The 16,606-nt window shown below is 62.1% G+C and carries 19 protein-coding genes; 15 read left to right on the top strand and 4 right to left on the bottom strand.

What is annotated here, in order from left to right; genetic code table 11:
- Nucleotide 1: 1 nt before the first annotated feature.
- Entirely contained in the window at nucleotides 2-823 is an 822-nt protein-coding gene (locus FJ964_RS01685) for an SDR family oxidoreductase (RefSeq protein ID WP_140548623.1), read from the bottom strand.
- A 231-nt stretch (nucleotides 824-1,054) separates the two neighbouring features.
- Between FJ964_RS01685 and FJ964_RS01680 the strand changes: the two genes are divergently transcribed.
- The 5 genes from FJ964_RS01680 (at nucleotide 1,055) to FJ964_RS01660 (ending at nucleotide 4,969) form a co-directional block, all read left to right on the top strand.
- Nucleotides 1,055-2,089, top strand: a complete 1,035-nt coding sequence (locus tag FJ964_RS01680) for a cysteine synthase A (RefSeq protein WP_140548621.1) — start codon at nucleotides 1,055-1,057, stop codon at nucleotides 2,087-2,089.
- A complete protein-coding gene (locus FJ964_RS01675) occupies nucleotides 2,089-2,832 on the top strand; it encodes an alanyl-tRNA editing protein (RefSeq protein ID WP_140548619.1) in 744 nt (247 codons plus the stop codon). The genes FJ964_RS01680 and FJ964_RS01675 overlap by 1 nt, the downstream gene beginning before the upstream one ends.
- A gap of 74 nt (nucleotides 2,833-2,906) precedes the next feature.
- Nucleotides 2,907-3,758 (top strand): 3-mercaptopyruvate sulfurtransferase, encoded by an 852-nt coding sequence (gene sseA / locus FJ964_RS01670; RefSeq protein ID WP_140548617.1) that lies wholly within the window; start codon nucleotides 2,907-2,909, stop codon nucleotides 3,756-3,758.
- Between the two features lie 2 nt (nucleotides 3,759-3,760).
- Nucleotides 3,761-4,324 (top strand): GNAT family N-acetyltransferase, encoded by a 564-nt coding sequence (locus FJ964_RS01665; RefSeq protein ID WP_140548615.1) that lies wholly within the window; start codon nucleotides 3,761-3,763, stop codon nucleotides 4,322-4,324.
- Nucleotides 4,325-4,501: 177 nt separating this feature from the next.
- A complete protein-coding gene (locus tag FJ964_RS01660; RefSeq protein ID WP_140548613.1) occupies nucleotides 4,502-4,969 on the top strand; it encodes a DUF1203 domain-containing protein in 468 nt (155 codons plus the stop codon).
- Between the two features lie 345 nt (nucleotides 4,970-5,314).
- On the opposite strand, the gene ald is transcribed toward FJ964_RS01660, so the two are convergent.
- Nucleotides 5,315-6,430 (bottom strand): alanine dehydrogenase, encoded by a 1,116-nt coding sequence (gene ald, locus FJ964_RS01655; protein ID WP_140501325.1) that lies wholly within the window; start codon nucleotides 6,428-6,430, stop codon nucleotides 5,315-5,317.
- Between the two features lie 158 nt (nucleotides 6,431-6,588).
- Between ald and FJ964_RS01650 the strand changes: the two genes are divergently transcribed.
- Nucleotides 6,589-7,062 carry an Lrp/AsnC family transcriptional regulator gene (locus tag FJ964_RS01650; RefSeq protein ID WP_140501327.1) on the top strand — a complete coding sequence of 158 codons (474 nt, stop codon included), beginning with the start codon at nucleotides 6,589-6,591 and terminating at the stop codon, nucleotides 7,060-7,062.
- 32 nt (nucleotides 7,063-7,094) lie between these two features.
- Here the strand turns inward: FJ964_RS01650 and FJ964_RS01645 are convergent, their stop codons facing one another.
- The gene (locus tag FJ964_RS01645) at nucleotides 7,095-7,754 is read right to left on the bottom strand and encodes a 5-formyltetrahydrofolate cyclo-ligase (protein WP_140548611.1); all 660 of its coding nucleotides are present in this window, start codon (nucleotides 7,752-7,754) and stop codon (nucleotides 7,095-7,097) included.
- 165 nt (nucleotides 7,755-7,919) lie between these two features.
- Between FJ964_RS01645 and FJ964_RS01640 the strand changes: the two genes are divergently transcribed.
- The 7 genes from FJ964_RS01640 (at nucleotide 7,920) to FJ964_RS01615 (ending at nucleotide 14,382) form a co-directional block, all read left to right on the top strand.
- Nucleotides 7,920-9,185 carry an NAD(P)/FAD-dependent oxidoreductase gene (locus FJ964_RS01640; protein ID WP_140548609.1) on the top strand — a complete coding sequence of 422 codons (1,266 nt, stop codon included), beginning with the start codon at nucleotides 7,920-7,922 and terminating at the stop codon, nucleotides 9,183-9,185.
- Between the two features lie 153 nt (nucleotides 9,186-9,338).
- Nucleotides 9,339-11,318, top strand: a complete 1,980-nt coding sequence (locus tag FJ964_RS01635) for a bifunctional 2',3'-cyclic-nucleotide 2'-phosphodiesterase/3'-nucleotidase (protein WP_140548607.1) — start codon at nucleotides 9,339-9,341, stop codon at nucleotides 11,316-11,318.
- A 201-nt stretch (nucleotides 11,319-11,519) separates the two neighbouring features.
- Complete coding sequence (locus FJ964_RS31655) at nucleotides 11,520-11,654, top strand: hypothetical protein (RefSeq protein WP_263486323.1); 135 nt, start codon at nucleotides 11,520-11,522, stop codon at nucleotides 11,652-11,654.
- A 118-nt stretch (nucleotides 11,655-11,772) separates the two neighbouring features.
- Complete coding sequence (locus FJ964_RS01630; protein ID WP_140548605.1) at nucleotides 11,773-12,063, top strand: Dabb family protein; 291 nt, start codon at nucleotides 11,773-11,775, stop codon at nucleotides 12,061-12,063.
- A 47-nt stretch (nucleotides 12,064-12,110) separates the two neighbouring features.
- Nucleotides 12,111-13,001 carry a VOC family protein gene (locus FJ964_RS01625; protein ID WP_140548603.1) on the top strand — a complete coding sequence of 297 codons (891 nt, stop codon included), beginning with the start codon at nucleotides 12,111-12,113 and terminating at the stop codon, nucleotides 12,999-13,001.
- Nucleotides 12,998-13,843 (top strand): 3-deoxy-8-phosphooctulonate synthase, encoded by an 846-nt coding sequence (gene kdsA, locus FJ964_RS01620; protein WP_140548601.1) that lies wholly within the window; start codon nucleotides 12,998-13,000, stop codon nucleotides 13,841-13,843. The genes FJ964_RS01625 and kdsA overlap by 4 nt, the downstream gene beginning before the upstream one ends.
- 173 nt (nucleotides 13,844-14,016) lie before the next feature.
- On the top strand, nucleotides 14,017-14,382 hold the full coding sequence (locus FJ964_RS01615; RefSeq protein ID WP_140501340.1) for a PRC-barrel domain-containing protein: 366 nt from the start codon (nucleotides 14,017-14,019) through the stop codon (nucleotides 14,380-14,382).
- A 69-nt stretch (nucleotides 14,383-14,451) separates the two neighbouring features.
- Here the strand turns inward: FJ964_RS01615 and FJ964_RS31650 are convergent, their stop codons facing one another.
- Nucleotides 14,452-14,574, bottom strand: coding sequence for a hypothetical protein (locus tag FJ964_RS31650; RefSeq protein WP_263483006.1), 123 nt, complete (start codon nucleotides 14,572-14,574; stop codon nucleotides 14,452-14,454).
- A gap of 199 nt (nucleotides 14,575-14,773) precedes the next feature.
- Here FJ964_RS31650 and eno point away from each other — a divergent pair, with 199 nt between their 5' ends.
- Together eno and FJ964_RS01605 are read left to right on the top strand one after the other, a co-directional pair.
- On the top strand, nucleotides 14,774-16,048 hold the full coding sequence (gene eno / locus FJ964_RS01610; protein WP_140501342.1) for a phosphopyruvate hydratase: 1,275 nt from the start codon (nucleotides 14,774-14,776) through the stop codon (nucleotides 16,046-16,048).
- Nucleotides 16,049-16,205: 157 nt separating this feature from the next.
- The gene (locus FJ964_RS01605) at nucleotides 16,206-16,529 is read left to right on the top strand and encodes a septum formation initiator family protein (RefSeq protein WP_140501344.1); all 324 of its coding nucleotides are present in this window, start codon (nucleotides 16,206-16,208) and stop codon (nucleotides 16,527-16,529) included.
- Nucleotides 16,530-16,606: the final 77 nt, after the last annotated feature.

The following is a 16,606-nucleotide window of genomic DNA, read 5'->3' as shown; positions in this document are numbered from 1 at the left end:
TCTATTCGCTCGGCGGCTTGCGGTCGTAATTCAGCGGCCGTGCCTTCCAGCTCGTCATGAGGCTGATCACGCCTCGGTACACCGGTCTCGGCAACAGGCTGAGCAGCTTCAGGGGCCAGCTCGTCCGGCGCGGGAACGTGACCTCGAAGCCGCCGGATTTGATACCCCGCACCATGCGCCGCGTCGCCCGGCTGACCGGCATCAGCCCCGGCATGGGCAGCATGTTTTTCTCTGTCAGCGGTGTGTCTATGAAGCCCGGATTCATGACCTGGACGCGCACGTTCATCTTGTCGAAATCGTATTTCAGCGATTCGGCCAGGATGTTGATCGCCGCTTTGGTGCCGCCATAAGCGGCCGTCGTCGGCCAGCCGAAATAAGCGGTAACCGAGCCGACCAGCACGACATGGCCGCGCGCCCGCACGCGCATGCGTTCGACGACCGGCACCAGCCCATTGATGATGCCGAAATAGTTGACCTCGAAAGAGCGGCGAAAATCGCTGACGACGAGAGCCTCGCCAGGCGTGGAAATGTAATTGCCCGCGTTTAAGACGGCGAGCACAATGGGGCCAAGCTCGTTCTCGATCGCAGCGACGGTTCTCGCCATGCGCGGCTCGTCGGTGACATCGCAGGGAAAAGCCTTCACCTTGCCTGGCATCTGCGCGGTCTCGACAATCAGCGTGTCAATCGGATCGCCATCGGGTGCCGTTACGGCCACCGCATAGCCCTGGGACGCAAGATCCCTGGCCAGCGAACGGCCGATGCCGCTGCTGCCTCCCGTGACCCAGGCGACGCCATGCTTCGGGTCGGCCCGATAGAGTGTCATCCTGCGCCCCCGTCGAATTGTTCTTGGCTTTTGCTCTAACCGCGAAGAAATCGAATGAAAAGAGCGGTTTTTCGATGCCGGCCGCAAATGAACAGCGTGGATAAGCCCGGCACCAGGGAGACGCCGGCGCAAATGCAGTACGGAAAATGCGACTGGACCAGGCAAATTCTTGCCTTGAAACCGAAGCTTCGGGTTTCTAGGGTTTCGCCGCAGCTACACAAGGACTCCCGAATGCCCCGCTCCGTGATCGACGCTATCGGCAACACGCCATTGATCCGCCTCAACAGGGCTTCGGAAGAAACCGGCTGCGAGATTCTGGGCAAGGCCGAATTCATGAATCCAGGACAGTCGGTCAAGGACCGCGCCGGCCTGTTCATCATCCGCGATGCCGAAGAGCGTGGGCTGCTCAGGCCGGGTGGCGTCATTGTCGAGGGCACGGCCGGCAATACGGGCATCGGGCTGACGCTGGTCGCCAAGGCGCTCGGCTACCGCACCGTCATCGTCATTCCCGAGACGCAGAGCCAGGAGAAGAAAGACACGATCAAGCTGCTCGGCGCCGAGCTGATCGAGGTTCCGGCCGTGCCGTACAAGAACCCCAACAATTACGTGAAATTGTCGGGGCGGCTGGCTGAGCAAATGGCGCGGTCGGAGCCGAACGGCGCTATCTGGGCCAACCAGTTCGACAATGTCGCCAACCGCGACGGGCATATCCGCACCACGGCGCAGGAGATCTGGAGCCAGACCGGCGGCAAGGTCGACGGCTTCGTCTCGGCGGTCGGCTCGGGCGGAACGCTGGCCGGCGTCGCTTTCGGGCTGAAGGCGAAAAGCAGGGACGTCAAGATCGCTCTCGCCGATCCGCTGGGCGCCGCTCTCTACAGTTTCTACACCAGCGGTGAGCTGAAATCCGAGGGCAGTTCGATCACCGAAGGCATCGGGCAGGGACGCATCACCGCCAACCTCGATGGATTCACGCCCGACTTCTCGTTCCAGATTCGTGATGAGGATGCGTTGCCGATCGTCTTCGACCTGGTCCAGGAGGAAGGCCTTTGCGTCGGCGGTTCGACCGGCATCAACATAGCGGGCGCGATCCGACTGGCGCGTGAACTCGGCCCCGGCCATACCATCGTGACCATTCTTTGCGACTACGGCACACGCTACCAATCGAAGCTGTTCAATCCGGAATTCCTGCGCGAAAAGAAGCTGCCGGTGCCCGGCTGGATGGAAGAGAAATCAGAGATTTCCGTGCCGTTTGAAAAGGTTGTGTGATGGCGCACAAGACCGAAGCGCTGTTTCGCGACGACGCCTATCTCAGGACAGCCGATGCCGTGGTTGTCGCCGTCAACGAGCGCGGCGGCATCGTTCTGGACCGCACCATCTTCTATGCGACTTCGGGCGGGCAGCCAGGCGATAGCGGCTATCTCCAGCGCGCCGATGGCAGCCGCATCGTCCTGGCCGCCACCATCACCGGGGAGACGAAGGACGAGATCATCCACGTGCCGGCGGCGGAACAAGCCGCGCCTGCGGTCGGCGAGCGCCTGAAGCTCGCTATCGACTGGGAGCGGCGGCACCTTTTGATGCGCATGCATGCCGCTTGCCATTTGCTGACCGTCGTCTGCCCGTTTCCAATCACCGGCGCGGCGGTTTCGGAAGACGACAGCCGTGTCGATTTCGACATTCCCGACGCCAGCTTCAGCAAGGAAGAGGTGACGGCTAGCCTGATGGGCCTGGTGCGGGCCGATCATCCGATCTTTACCAGGCTGATCAGCGACGAGGAACTGGCCGCCAATCCGGGGCTGGTGAAGTCCAAAAATGTCCGTCCGCCGCTAGGTACCGGCAAAATCCGGCTGGTCTGCATCGGCGAGAACGCTTCGGTGGACAGCCAGCCCTGCGGTGGCACCCATGTCAAAAGCACCGGCGAGGTCGGCGAAATCCATATCGGCAAGATCGAGAAGAAGGGGCGTGAAAACCGGCGCTTTCGCATCCGGTTCGGCCCAATGCCCCAAACATGATCTCGAAAGCTGCGAGTTTTCGACAAGATCATGCGGCAAGGCAACGTCTGGTCAATGGCGGCAGGAGAACCACAATGGCTGAAGACAGTCCTTTCACCGTCGACGCGGACTGGTTGCAGGAGCGTTTGGGTCAGCCTGGCCTGACGATTGTCGATGCATCCTGGTACCTTCCGGCGCAAAAACGCGACGCGCGCGCCGAATATGATGCCGGGCACATTCCGGGCGCCCGCTTCCTGGATCAGGATGCGGTCTCGGATCCGGACGCTGCGCTGCCGCATACGCTGCCGTCGCCGCAGCATTTTGCCCAGTATGTCGGCGCGATGGGCGTTTCGGCAGATGACACGATCATCGTCTATGACGGCCCGGGCTTTTTCTCGGCACCTCGAGCATGGTGGATGTTCCGGGTGATGGGCGTCTTCCAGACCTATATCCTCGACGGCGGTTTCGATGGCTGGAAAGCGGCAGGTCGGCCGGTGACGGCCGAACCGACCAAAATCGCGCCAAGCGTGTTCCACGCCGATTTCGACGCCGGCCGGGTCGCCAGCCTTGCCGATATGCGCCGCATCGTCGAAACCCGGGAAAGTCAGATCGCCGATGCGCGCGGGGCAGGGCGCTTCACCGGCGCGGAGCCGGAGCCGCGCGCGGGCGTCCGTTCCGGCCATATGCCGGGCGCGCGCAACTTGCCTTATTCGGCGCTGTCGGAAAACGGCGTGCTTCTGCCGAAGGAGCGGTTGCGCAAGGTGGTCGAGGAAGCCGGCCTCGATCTGTCGAAGCCTGTCGTCACCTCCTGCGGCTCCGGCGTTACGGCGGCGGTGATCACGCTTGCGTTGGAAACGCTTGGCCATACCGACAACAGGCTTTACGACGGCTCATGGACCGAATGGGGCGGTCTCTCCGACACACCAGTCGTGACAGGCAAGGAATGACGATGGAAAACGGCGAGCTGAAGGACATCGAAGTCACGGTGACGTTCCTCGAGATGCATGCGCCACCGGCCGTGTCGTCGCCCATGCCTTACAACCGCCAGGTCGCACTCCTGAAAACCAAGGACATTCCGCTGCATTTCTATCGGTACCTGATGGATCGGGTGGGGCGTAAATGGCACTGGGTCAATGTGCTGAGGCTGGATGACGACGAGCTATCGGCCGGCATCCACCGCGAGGATCGCGACATCAGGGTGCTCTATCTCGATGGCGCGCCCGCCGGTTTTTTCGACCTCAAGCCGCATCTGCCTGATGAAGTCGAGCTTGCCTATTTCGGCATGATGGAACACGCCACCGGGCAAGGCATCGGCCGCTGGTTCCTGGGATCGGCGATCGCCGCGGCTTGGTCGTATGGACCGAAGCGGGTGACGGTGCAGACCTGCACGCTCGACCATCCTGCTGCCTTGCCGCTCTACCAGAAGCTCGGCTTCGCGCCGGTGGCGCAGAAGAAGGAGACCGTGCACCCCCTGCCTTTCGCCGAGCGCTCGGCCAGCGTCATGCGGCCATAAGCGGTCCTCGAATTACCCGGGATGTCACATGTTGGTCGGCTAGTATGGCCGACTAAGCAGGCGATTGCCCGGCAAGGCTCGATACAGCGAACTCAAGACCAACGCTTGGCAGGAATCGGGTGGGAGGCGGGGACTGAAGCGCATAATTTCCGATCAACGACATCGGAGATTTTCGCCATGACCATCCAGTTCAAAGCCTTGCCGACACAAGATGTACGCGCGCTGCAGCGCGGCGGACCCGATGCCTATGGAAACACGCCCGAGCGCAAGGTTTCCGACGGCGACGGCATGCCATGCCGGCATTGCCTGAAGAATATCGCCGCAGGATACGACTATCTCATCCTGGCCTACCGGCCATTCCCCGAGCTGCAGCCCTACGCCGAGACCGGACCGATCTTCCTGCATGCGCAGGAATGCGAACGCGCCGCCGATGCGCAGGCGCTTCCCGAAGTTCTCGAAAGCCCGGATTACATCGTGCGCGGCTACGGCAGGGATGACCGCATCGTCTATGGCAGCGGCGGCGTCATTGCGACCGATGCGATCCCCGCGCGCGCCGAGGCTCTCTTGGAACGCGACGACATTGCCTACGTGCATGTCCGCTCAGCGCGCAACAATTGCTACCAGTGCCGGATCGAACGCGTCTGACGGGCGCATGTGGCGGTGCGATAGCGGAGCGCTGTCGTACTTCCGTCATACCATTGCGGTACACGGGTAGCCGTCGATCGATTTGTCGACCGCGGATGAACCGGCGGCAAATCTCGACTCGAGGAAGCGGGGCCTTGGCTCCGCTTTTTTGTTTGCCGGAACCCGACGGGCTTCGACTATGTGCCTGGAGGGCTCAGTTAAACCTGCAATTGGCGCCGAGACGCAGGTTGCGGCACACGTTTCAGGCCCGAGCCTGGTGCAGGCCTGACAGCCCTCAATCCGGAAAGAAAAAACCCGCCGGAATGACCGGCGGGCTGACGGGAGGCAGGTATCCTCTCAGGAGAATCAGGCCGCGAGAACCGCCTTCGGTTCGACCAGTTCGTAGCCGAGCGCTTCGGCGACCGCACGGTTGGTGATCTTGCCTCTGTGGACGTTGAGTCCATTGCGCAGATGATGGTCGTCCACCAGCGCCTTCAGGCCCTTGTCGGCGAGCTGAAGGCCATAGTGCAGCGTCGCGTTGTTGAGTGCATGTGCTGAGGTGACCGGCACGGCGCCTGGCATGTTGGCGACGCAGTAGTGGATGACGCCGTCGACCTCGTAGGTCGGCTCGGCATGCGTGGTCGCGTGCGAAGTCTCGAAGCAGCCGCCCTGGTCGATGGCGACGTCGACCAGCACCGACCCCTTCTTCATGCCCGAAAGCATTTCGCGCGAGACCAGCTTCGGCGCCGCAGCACCCGGGATCAGCACGGCGCCGACGACGATGTCGGCGGAAAAGCATTCTTCTTCCAGAGCCTCCACGGTCGAGTAGCGGGTGTGGACGCGGCCGGCAAAGAGGTCGTCGAGCTGGCGCAGGCGCGGGATCGAGCGGTCGATGATGGTGACGTCGGCCCCCAGGCCGGCCGCCATCCTGGCCGCGTGCAGGCCGACGACGCCGCCGCCGAGCACGGTGACCTTGCCGGGCAGCACGCCGGGCACGCCGCCGAGCAGCACGCCGCGGCCGCCATTGGCCTTCTGCAGCGCCGTGGCGCCGGCCTGGATCGACAGGCGGCCGGCGACTTCCGACATCGGCGCCAGCAACGGCAGGCCGCCACGGTCGTCTGTCACCGTTTCATAGGCGATGGCGGTCACGCCCGAAGCGAGCAGGCCCTTGGTCTGTTCCGGATCCGGAGCGAGGTGAAGATAGGTGTAGAGGATCTGGCCATCGCGCAGCTGGGCCCATTCGTTAGGCTGCGGCTCCTTGACCTTGACGATCATGTCCGACTTGGCGAACACATCGGCCGCCGTCTTGGCGATGGTGGCGCCGGCGGCGCGATAGGCATTGTCGTCGGCGCCGATGCCGGCGCCGGCTCCGGTCTCGACCAGCACCTCATGTCCGTGGGCGACATATTCGCGGACCGAGCCGGGCGTAAGTCCGACGCGATATTCATGATTCTTGATTTCCCGGGGGCAGCCGACGCGCATTTTCTTTTCTCCTGACACGGCCCTTCGGGGCTCGTTCCCTGTATTGACGCAGTCAACCACGAATCGTTGCGTAAGTGTTTGCGAATGCACTTGCAGGAGGGCTCGCTATTCGATAATTGTTGCGTAAAATGCGCAAAAATTCGCAGGAATCACGAAGAATGCCGCTCGACAGGATTGATATCGCCATTCTGGAGACATTGCAGAAGGATGGCCGGATGCCGAACGCCGCCCTTGCGGAAAGGGTCGGCCTGTCGCAGTCGGCCTGTTCGCGCCGGCTCGACAATCTGGAGAAATCCGGAACCATCCGCGGCTATCATGCCCGGCTTTCCAATGCAGCACTTGGTCACCAGATGACGGCGATCGTGCACATATCGCTGTCGGGCCAGTTCGAGAAGACGCTGTCGGATTTCGAGGCTGCGATCAAGCGCTGCCCCAACGTGCTGTCCTGTCACCTGATGTCGGGCGAGTACGACTACATCCTCAGGATCGCGGCCAAGGACCTCGCCGACTACGAACGCATCCACAAGGAGTGGCTGTCGGCGATGCCGCATGTGACGAAGATCAATTCGTCTTTTGCCCTGCGCGAAATCGTCGACCGGACGGCGATGGGGCTGAAGCCCGAAATGGCCTGATCATTCGATCGGCCTTCTCCGCCTTAAGCCATCTACGCCTTGGCAGCCTCCGTCACGATCCGGTCCATCGGGATATCGTGCGGCTGCGGGTAGATGGTGGCGATGCGCTGCAATTCGTAACCGACGCCGATGACCAGCGGCTTGAACGGCATCGCCGCCAGCGTGCGGTCATAGAACCCGCCGCCATAGCCCAGGCGATAATTGCCGGGATCGATACCGACGATCGGCGAGACGACGATGTCGGGAAAAACCGGGTCGCCCTCGGCGGGAACTGGAATGTTCCACACGCCCTTCTCCAGCCGGTCGCCCGGAACATAGGCCCGGAAGATCAGCGGCTGTGCCTTTTCGACGACGACGGGCAGCGCGGTGCGCCCGCCTCGTTCATTGATGGCAGCCATCCATGGCCGCAGGTCCGGCTCGCCGCGAAACGGCCAATAGAGGCTGACCATGCGGCCGGCAATATTGCCGATCACCGCGTCGAGGGCTCCGGCGATGCTCTGCGACATCGCCGTTCGCGCATCGGCGGAAACCGCGAGACGCGCCGCGATCAGGCGTTCCCGTTCGGCCTTGCGCCATCGTCTGACGTCGGTCCAATCGGGTATCGGCGCGTGAAACGCAGGATCGAGTTCGTGCATGAAGCATGGCGGCGAGGAATATTGCGCGGGACCCTGGTCGTCGTGATCGTTGGCCATGCTTCACCTCATCGCTGTTTTCCATAACGCTATACCCGGCGGCGGGATGCGACATGTGCATTCACGACATGGAACGACGAGTCTCGGGCACGGCCTTTGTGTTGCTGCATTGCACAAAAGCTCCTACATCAAAGGCAGGCGATATTGCTCGTCGGGGTAAACGCGATGGATCAAGCCAACCACCATGTCGTCGTCGTAGGGGCGGGGTTCGGCGGCCTCGAATTCACCCGCGCTCTCGCCGGTGCGCCCGTGCGCATCACCATGATCGACAAACGCAATCATCATCTTTTCCAGCCGCTGCTCTACCAGGTCGCGACGACGGCGCTGGCGACCTCGGAGGTCGCCTGGCCGATCCGCCACCTGCTGCGCAAGCGCAAGGACGTGACGACGCTGCTCGCCAATGTCACCGGGATCGACCGAGCCGGAAAACGCGTGCTGCTCGATGACGGCAGCACCGTCGCCTATGACACGCTTGTGCTCGCCACCGGTGCCCGACACGCCTATTTCGGCCACGACGAATGGGAGCCGTTCGCGCCGGGGCTGAAGACCCTGGAGGACGCCACCACCATTCGACGGCGCATTCTGCTCGCTTTCGAACAGGCCGAGCGGGAAACCGATCCCGCCAGGCGCCAGGCGCTGCTGACCATCGCGATCGTCGGCGGCGGTCCGACCGGTGTCGAACTCGCCGGCACCATTGCCGAACTGGCGCACGACACGCTGCGCGGCGAATTCCGCAACATCGACACGCGCGAGACGCGTGTGGTGCTGATCGAGGCGGGCGACCGCATACTGGCCAATTTCGCCCCGAAACTGTCCGATTATGCCAAAAAGGCGCTGAAGCGACTCGGCGTGACAATCGAGCTCGGCCGGGCGGTCACGCGTTGCGACGCCGAGGGCGTCGTCTTCGGCGACACGCATCTGCCGGCGAGGACCATATTGTGGGCGGCGGGCGTTGCCGCCTCGCCGGCAGCCGAATGGCTGGGCGCCGCCGCGGACCGCGCGGGAAGGGTGCTGGTTGAACCCGATCTCACCGTGCCGGGCAGCCCCGAGATTTTCGTCATTGGCGACGCCGCCCTCGTGCTGCGGCGCGATGGACGGCCCGTGCCCGGCGTGGCGCCTTCCGCCAAGCAGGAGGGCCGTCATGTTGCCGCGACCATCAAGGCCAGGCTTGCGGGCGACACGAGCGCACGGCCGTTCCACTACAAGCATGCCGGTGACCTGGCCACGATCGGCAAACGGGCGGCGGCGATCGATTTCGGTTGGATCAAACTAACTGGCTGGCCGGCTTGGTGGCTATGGGGCATCGCCCACATCTATTTTCTGATCGGTTTCCGCAACCGGCTTGCGGTTTCCCTGAACTGGCTATGGATCTATGTCACGGGCCAACGCAGCGCCCGCCTGATCACGCAGGGCGACGACGACAAGGGCTGATCTTCCGCGCCTGCGCCTGTTCATCCGCGCGTCATCTGTTGCTGATCGACTGACAGCTCCGGCGCGCGCAACTTCTTGAGTGGACTCGAATGGGTTTCAGCGCGAAGTTCGCTCCGGGGCAGGGTCTTTCGTGTCGTCGAAGAAGGAGAAAACATGTCGCAGCTGCTCCATTTCGTCTCCCGCCGCGGTCTCCTCGCGGGCGCCGCCGCCACGGGCGCGCTGATTGCGCTTCACCCTTTCTCCGCCCGCGCCCAGGCCAACCAGGCGCATCTCCGGATCATGGAGACCACCGACATCCATGTGAATGTGCTGCCCTACGACTATTACGCCGACAAAGCGAATGACACGATGGGACTGTCACGCACGGCCTCCCTGATCGACGCGGTGCGCAAGCAAGCCGTCAATTCGATGCTGATCGACAATGGCGACCTTTTGCAGGGCAATCCGATGGGCGACTACATCGCCTATGAAAAAGGCATGAAGGACGGAGACCTCCATCCGATCATGAAAGGCATGAATCTGCTCGGCTACGAGTGCTCGACGCTGGGCAACCACGAATTCAACTACGGCCTGTCCTTCATGGACAAGGTTCTGGCCGGCGCCAATTTCCCCTTCGTCTGCGCCAACCTGATCCGCGGCACCGAGCTTGCCGCGAACCCGCGCGGCGACAAGCTCTACCTCAAGCCCTACGTCATCCTCGACAAGAAGATCAAGGACGGTTCAGGCACCGAGCAACCGATCAGGATCGGCATCATCGGCTTCGTGCCGCCGCAGATCATGGTCTGGGATCTCAAGAACCTCGAAGGTAATGTCAGCACGCGCGACATTGTCGAGGCCGCCAAGGCCTGGGTGCCGCAGATGAAGGAGGAGGGCGCCGACATTATCATCGCGCTCTCGCATTCTGGCATCGACATCAAGCAGGGCGATATGATGGAGAACGCATCGTTCTTTGTCGCCGGCGTTGAAGGCATCGACGCGGTGTTCACCGGTCACCAGCATCTGGTATTCCCTGGCAAGAAGGATTTTCAGGCGCTCGAAGGCGTCGATGCGCAAAAGGGCACGCTGCAGGGCAAGCCCGCCGTCATGGGCGGCTTCTGGGGCTCGCATATGGGCCTGATCGACCTGATGCTGGAGCGCGACGGATCGAAATGGAAGATCGTTTCCGCCACCTCGGAGGCGCGGCCGATCTTCGAGCGTGTCGACAACAAGAACAAGCCGACTGTCGCGGACGACAACCGCATCATCGCCGCGCTCGAGCAGGACCACCAGGCAACGCTCGCCTATGTGCGTCGTCCCGTCGGCAAGACCGCAGCGCCGCTCTATTCCTATTTCGCGCTGGTCGCCGACGATCCGTCGGTTCAGGTCGTCAACCAGGCGCAGAGCTGGTACCTCCAGGACATCCTGAAAAACACACAGTGGAAGGACGTGCCGCTGCTGTCGGCGGCAGCTCCCTTCAAGGCCGGCGGGCGCAACGGCGCCGACTACTACACCGATGTGCCGGCAGGCGACATCGCCATCAAGAACGTCGCCGACCTCTACCTTTATCCCAACACCGTGCGGGCCGTTGAGATCACCGGGGCGCAGGTCAAGGAATGGCTGGAAATGTCGGCCGGCATCTTCAACCGGATCGAACCCGGCAAGGCGGACCAGTCGCTCATCAACACCGGATTTCCGTCCTACAATTTCGACGTTATCGACGGCGTCACCTACAAAATAGATCTGTCCCAGCCGCCGAAATACGATGCCAAGGGCGGGCTTGCCAATGCCGGCGCCAATCGAATCGTCGGCTTGATGTTCGACGGCAAACCGATCGATCCCAATCAGAAATTTGTGGTTGCGACGAACAACTACCGGGCCGGCGGCGGCGGCAATTTCCCTGACATTGATGCTTCCAGGATCATCTACGAAGCGCCCGACACCAACCGCGACGTCATCGTCCGCTACATCGTCAAGCAGGGCACGATCAACCCGTCGGCGGACGGCAACTGGTCGTTCGCGCCGCTGCCCGGAACCAGCGTCGTGTTCGAGACAGGGCCTAAGGCGAAGGACTTCATCTCCGAAGCGAAGTCGTTGAAGATCGAGCCGGCGGGCGAAGGCGAGGCAGGATTCGCGAAATACCGAATCCTTCTCTGATCGCCACTCGCAATTGGGCCGCGGGCCGTTTCGGGGTCATGCCCGGCCAGTCGCCCGGCGACGAGATCGAAGGCGCGCCGGCATTGATTTGCCAGTTCCAGGTGCCGAGAGCTCACATACCGGACGAGGGTCGACACGGATCCCGTCTTTGCCTGGCGGAAACGTCTATGAGCACAGCCAAGCTTATGCGATAGATTAGCCATGCGTTATGTCATCGTCATCGCCGCCGTTGCGTTTTTCCTGATCTGGGACGGTCTCTACAACCAGGGCCGGTACCTCGATATGACGGTGAGGAATGTCTCTCACGTGGTGCGTTACGTCACCGGCAAGGCCTAGTTCCCGTTCAGGTCTCATGCATCCCGGGCGCGTCGCAAGGACGCGCGGCACCCTGAACGGTTGACCTGACGGCTTCGTCGTCACAAAAGACCCCGGATTTTTGATCGAGGAGGCGGGGTTGATCCGGCATATCGTTTTCTTCAGCGCGCGGCGTGACGAGGATGTGGAGGCAGTGCGCTCTGGGCTGCTGGCGCTCGGCGGCATTCCCCATTCCAGCCTGTTCGAGGTGACTCTGAACACCAAGGTCGATCCGCTGTCGGATGAAATCGACGTGGTCGTCTATGCCGAGTTCACGGATGCCGCCGCATTGGCCGCCTACAAGGCGCATCCGCTCTATGCGCAGACCACCAGCAGGGTCAAACCATTGCGTGAATTGCGTTATTCCGCCGATGTGGTGGCGGGGAGCTGATCCGATACTCTTGAACCCTTTTGCGGAATGATGCACACCGCGCTGGCATGATCCAAACACTACCCACAGGCACTCATCCGCTCGACCATCTGGTGCTGCCGACCTCGAGCCTGGGAGTGGCGCGGGCGCGGCTAACGGCCCTCGGCTTCATCGTCGCGCCGACAGGCATCCATCCATTCGGTACAGAAAATTGCTGCGTCTTCCTTGCGGACGGCACCTATCTGGAACCGCTGGCTGTCGGCGATGACCAGGCCGCGATGAAGGCCGCCGGCCAGGGCAATGTCTTCGTCGCGCGCGACCGGCTCTATCGTGACCGCAATGGCAATGAAGGTTTTTCCGCCGTGGTCCTGGCCACGGATGACGCCGATGCGGACCATGCACGCTATGTCGATGCGAGCCTGTCGGGCGGGGACATGCTGGGCTTTTCGCGCGCCTTCACCGATGCCTCCGGCAAAAGCGATATGGCGTCATTCAAACTGGCCTTCGCGTCGGCAGGGGGTTCAACCGATGCGTTCCTGTTCGCTTGCCAGCGCGTCAACGCGCCGGAAGTGGACCGCACAGCGCTGCAGGCTCACGCCAACGGTGCCACGGGAATCGTCGAGATCGTGGCGCTCAGCGACGAGCCCGCCGAGCAGCGCCGGCTGATTTCCGTGGCAGCAAACGATCCGACGGCTGACGCGCGCGCCTCCATTTTTCGTCTACCTAACGCTATCTTGACTGTGCTCGACCCGGCCTCTTTCACGGCACGCTTTGGCGTGCCCGCCGGTAAGCCGACGCAACTCCGCTTCGCGGCAGTCGTCTTTTCGGTTCAGCGTGCCGCTGTCGCGGCAGGTCTGCTTGCAGCCAATTCCATCAGATACGATATGTCGGGCAATGATATCGTCGTGCAGCCGGCATCCGGGCAGGGCGCGGCCTTCATCTTTCGGGAGATACAATGAGCAACGCCTTGGCGCCCAATTCATCGGTAACCGTCGGCAATGTCGTCTTCGACAACGCAGCACCGCTGTCGCTGATCGCCGGCCCTTGCCAGTTTGAATCACGCCAGCATGCCTTCGACATGGCCGGCGCGCTGAAGGAATTGACAGGCAAGTTGGGCATAGGCCTCGTCTACAAGACCAGCTACGACAAAGCCAACCGCACCTCCCTGTCGGCAACGCGAGGTGCCGGTATGGAAGCGGCGCTCCCGGTCTTCGACGAGTTGCGCAAGGAATTCTCCTTGCCGGTTCTGACCGACGTCCACACCGAGGAACAGTGCGCCATCGTTGCGCCACATGTCGACGTGCTGCAGATCCCGGCCTTCCTGTCGCGTCAGACCGACATGCTGGTTGCCGCCGCAAGGACAGGCAAGGTGATTAACGTCAAGAAGGGACAGTTCCTCGCGCCCTGGGACATGAAGAACGTGGTGGCCAAGATCACCGGCTCCGGCAACGCCAATGTCTTGACCACCGAGCGCGGCGCCTCGTTCGGCTACAACACGCTTGTCTCCGACATGCGGGCCCTGCCCATTATGGCCGACATCGGCGCGCCTGTTATTTTCGACGCCACGCATTCGGTCCAGCAGCCGGGCGGGCAGGGCGGTTCCTCCGGCGGCGAACGTCGCTTTGTCGAAACCTTGGCCCGCGCGGCTGTCGCTGTCGGCGTTGCCGGCGTCTTCATCGAGACCCACCAGGATCCGGATAATTCGACCTCGTCCGACGGACCGAACATGGTGCCGCTGAAGGACATGCCGGCACTTCTGGAAAGGTTGATGGCGTTCGACCGGGTGGCGAAGGCCCGCTGACCCGGCGCAGTTGAAGGTTGTCGCCGAGGTGGGCAAGGCATCGGCCTGCCACGTCAGCGAGAAGTCACCTTCATACAGGCGGAAAAACTCGAACAGACCGGCGGAAAAGTCGGGAACCTTCGATCTCGCCCCTCATTGTGAAAGTCCAGAGCAACGACAATGAGGAGCACATCATGACAACCCAGGCAGGACACACAGAGGCTATCGCTGCTTCGCGGGTTATCGGCACATCCGTCTATAATACCGAAGGCACGAAGATCGGCAGCATCGAGGACGTCATGCTCGACAAGCTGTCCAACGGCATCATGTTCGCTGTGATCGGTTTTGGCGGCTTTCTCGGCATGGGTGAAAAATATCACGCCATCCCATGGGCGAGTTTGGACTACGATGAGGATCGGGGCGGCTATGTCGTGCCATTCTCCAAGGACCAGCTGAAAGCCGCTCCCGCCTATTCGATCAACGAACTGACGGGCGCCGATGGCGAGGCCGCACGTGACGCCTCCTACAATTACTACAAGGTCGAGCCTTACTGGCACTGACCGGCCAGCCTGACGTGAAAAGGCCCCCGCAAACGCAGCGGGGGCCTTTTACATGATCGCCTGCCGTGCCTACTCCGCGCTGCGGAGGGTCGACAGTTGCACCGCGCCCTGTGGAGGCTGCTGGTTGTCGCAGGACGTCAGGAACGCCGCCGCGATCAGGAACAAACTCACGATACCGCTCAACTCGGACATGGCGAAACTCCTCCTGTTTCGCCCCGCGCAACCGCCATCATAGACCGGCGGCCACCCCATGGCGCATGACTTATGATGACAGGAATTTGCGCTTCGTGAATCTCGCCGGCGGCAATAATTGCCGGTGGCCCGATTGCCTTTTGCGCCGCTTTGGCTAAGACGGGCGCGACGTTTCGTCAGATCAATCGGGGACATCGCAATGACCGCCATCATCGACATTGTCGGGCGTGAAATCCTGGACAGCCGTGGAAATCCGACCGTCGAGGTCGATGTCGTGCTCGAAGACGGTTCGATGGGCCGCGCGGCCGTGCCGTCTGGAGCTTCGACCGGAGCGCATGAAGCCGTCGAACTGCGCGACGGCGGCGCCCGCTATCTCGGCAAGGGCGTGCTGCGGGCCGTCGAGGCGGTCAATGGCGAACTGTTCGAGGCAATCGGCGGCATGGAAGCCGAAAACCAGATACACATCGACCAGACCATGATCGAACTCGACGGCACGCCCAACAAGAGCCGGCTCGGCGCCAACGCTATTCTTGGCGTGTCGCTGGCGGTGGCTAAGGCCGCGGCCGAAGCCGCCGGCCTGCCGCTCTATCGTTATGTTGGCGGCACCAAGGCGCATCTGCTGCCGGTACCGATGATGAACATAATCAATGGCGGCGCCCATGCCGATAACCCGATCGATTTCCAGGAATTCATGATCCTGCCCGTCGGTGCGCCGACCCTGCGCGAAGGCGTGCGCTGGGGTTCGGAGGTGTTCCACACGCTGAGGAAGAAGCTGAAGGACGCCGGCCACAACACCAATGTCGGCGATGAAGGCGGCTTTGCCCCGAACCTGAAGAGCGCGCCGGTGGCGCTGGATTTCATCATGGAATCGATCGAGCAGGCCGGCTTCAAGCCGGGCGAGGAGATCGCGCTCGGCCTCGATTGCGCCGCAACTGAATTCTTCAAGGACGGCAACTACGTCTATGAAGGCGAGAAGAAGACACGCGACCCAAAGGCGCAGGCGAAATACCTGGCCAAGCTCGCCGCCGATTATCCGATCATTTCGATCGAGGACGGCCTTGCCGAGGATGACTGGGAAGGCTGGAAATATCTGACCGACCTGATCGGCAAGAAGACGCAGCTCGTCGGCGATGATCTCTTCGTCACCAACACTGCGCGCCTGCGCGACGGCATCCGCATGGGGGTCGCCAATTCGATCCTGGTCAAGGTCAACCAGATCGGCTCGCTGACCGAGACGCTCGATGCCGTCGAGACCGCGCACAAGGCCGGCTACACCGCCGTCATGTCGCATCGCTCGGGCGAGACCGAGGATTCGACCATCGCCGATCTCGCCGTCGCTACCAATTGCGGGCAGATCAAGACCGGATCGCTGTCACGCTCCGACCGCATGGCCAAATACAACCAGCTCATCCGCATCGAGGAAGAACTCGGCAAGCAGGCGCGCTACGCCGGCAAGTCGATGTTGAAGGGCTGAGCCGAAGCATCGGACACAGGGATGGCGGTGAGGGGCGGGAATTCCCGCCCTTTTTCGTTGGAGCGCCTGTGGACGCGTCATCCGTAACCGTCCGTTAAGCACAATGGAGCGAAAAAGACCGTGGTCGCCTGAGTTCGCGACTGCGAGGGAACGGACGATGTGGACGCGTCAGCACAAACAGAGAAACACCGGCCGGCTGATCATCCCCTCGCTCTGCGCGGTGTTCCTGGCCTATTTCGGCTTCCATGCCTATCACGGCGAGTTCGGCATCAATTCGAAATACCAGTTGGAGGCCGAGACTGTTGCCCTGCAGGCCCAGCTCGATGCGATCAAGGCGCGCAGGATGGAGCTGGAACGGCGCGTCAAGCTGATGCACGACGGGACGCTGGAGAAGGACATGCTCGACGAGCAGGCGCGTAAGGCGCTGAATTTATCCCAGGCCGACGAGATCACCATCATGCTGCCGGTCTCGGCAAAGTAACCAATATCAGGTTAATCACCAATATTTTCAATGATTCTAATTGCTTAGTCGCATGCCAGCTATGCAATTTCGACATG

Source organism: Mesorhizobium sp. B2-3-2 (genome assembly GCF_006442295.1).
Taxonomy (GTDB): domain Bacteria; phylum Pseudomonadota; class Alphaproteobacteria; order Rhizobiales; family Rhizobiaceae; genus Mesorhizobium.
This window is presented reverse-complemented; position numbering and strand designations above follow the sequence as displayed.

What these genes read in the sequence shown, in the direction of transcription:
- FJ964_RS01685 (WP_140548623.1), bottom strand. Translation starts at nt 823, where the DNA reads ATGACACTCTATCGGGCCGACCCGAAGCATGGCGTCGCCTGGGTCACG.
- FJ964_RS01680 (WP_140548621.1), top strand. Translation starts at nt 1,055, where the DNA reads ATGCCCCGCTCCGTGATCGACGCTATCGGCAACACGCCATTGATCCGC.
- FJ964_RS01675 (WP_140548619.1), top strand. Translation starts at nt 2,089, where the DNA reads ATGGCGCACAAGACCGAAGCGCTGTTTCGCGACGACGCCTATCTCAGG.
- sseA (WP_140548617.1), top strand. Translation starts at nt 2,907, where the DNA reads ATGGCTGAAGACAGTCCTTTCACCGTCGACGCGGACTGGTTGCAGGAG.
- FJ964_RS01665 (WP_140548615.1), top strand. Translation starts at nt 3,761, where the DNA reads ATGGAAAACGGCGAGCTGAAGGACATCGAAGTCACGGTGACGTTCCTC.
- FJ964_RS01660 (WP_140548613.1), top strand. Translation starts at nt 4,502, where the DNA reads ATGACCATCCAGTTCAAAGCCTTGCCGACACAAGATGTACGCGCGCTG.
- ald (WP_140501325.1), bottom strand. Translation starts at nt 6,430, where the DNA reads ATGCGCGTCGGCTGCCCCCGGGAAATCAAGAATCATGAATATCGCGTC.
- FJ964_RS01650 (WP_140501327.1), top strand. Translation starts at nt 6,589, where the DNA reads ATGCCGCTCGACAGGATTGATATCGCCATTCTGGAGACATTGCAGAAG.
- FJ964_RS01645 (WP_140548611.1), bottom strand. Translation starts at nt 7,754, where the DNA reads ATGGCCAACGATCACGACGACCAGGGTCCCGCGCAATATTCCTCGCCG.
- FJ964_RS01640 (WP_140548609.1), top strand. Translation starts at nt 7,920, where the DNA reads ATGGATCAAGCCAACCACCATGTCGTCGTCGTAGGGGCGGGGTTCGGC.
- FJ964_RS01635 (WP_140548607.1), top strand. Translation starts at nt 9,339, where the DNA reads ATGTCGCAGCTGCTCCATTTCGTCTCCCGCCGCGGTCTCCTCGCGGGC.
- FJ964_RS31655 (WP_263486323.1), top strand. Translation starts at nt 11,520, where the DNA reads ATGCGTTATGTCATCGTCATCGCCGCCGTTGCGTTTTTCCTGATCTGG.
- FJ964_RS01625 (WP_140548603.1), top strand. Translation starts at nt 12,111, where the DNA reads ATGATCCAAACACTACCCACAGGCACTCATCCGCTCGACCATCTGGTG.
- kdsA (WP_140548601.1), top strand. Translation starts at nt 12,998, where the DNA reads ATGAGCAACGCCTTGGCGCCCAATTCATCGGTAACCGTCGGCAATGTC.
- FJ964_RS01615 (WP_140501340.1), top strand. Translation starts at nt 14,017, where the DNA reads ATGACAACCCAGGCAGGACACACAGAGGCTATCGCTGCTTCGCGGGTT.
- FJ964_RS31650 (WP_263483006.1), bottom strand. Translation starts at nt 14,574, where the DNA reads ATGTCCGAGTTGAGCGGTATCGTGAGTTTGTTCCTGATCGCGGCGGCG.
- eno (WP_140501342.1), top strand. Translation starts at nt 14,774, where the DNA reads ATGACCGCCATCATCGACATTGTCGGGCGTGAAATCCTGGACAGCCGT.
- FJ964_RS01605 (WP_140501344.1), top strand. Translation starts at nt 16,206, where the DNA reads ATGTGGACGCGTCAGCACAAACAGAGAAACACCGGCCGGCTGATCATC.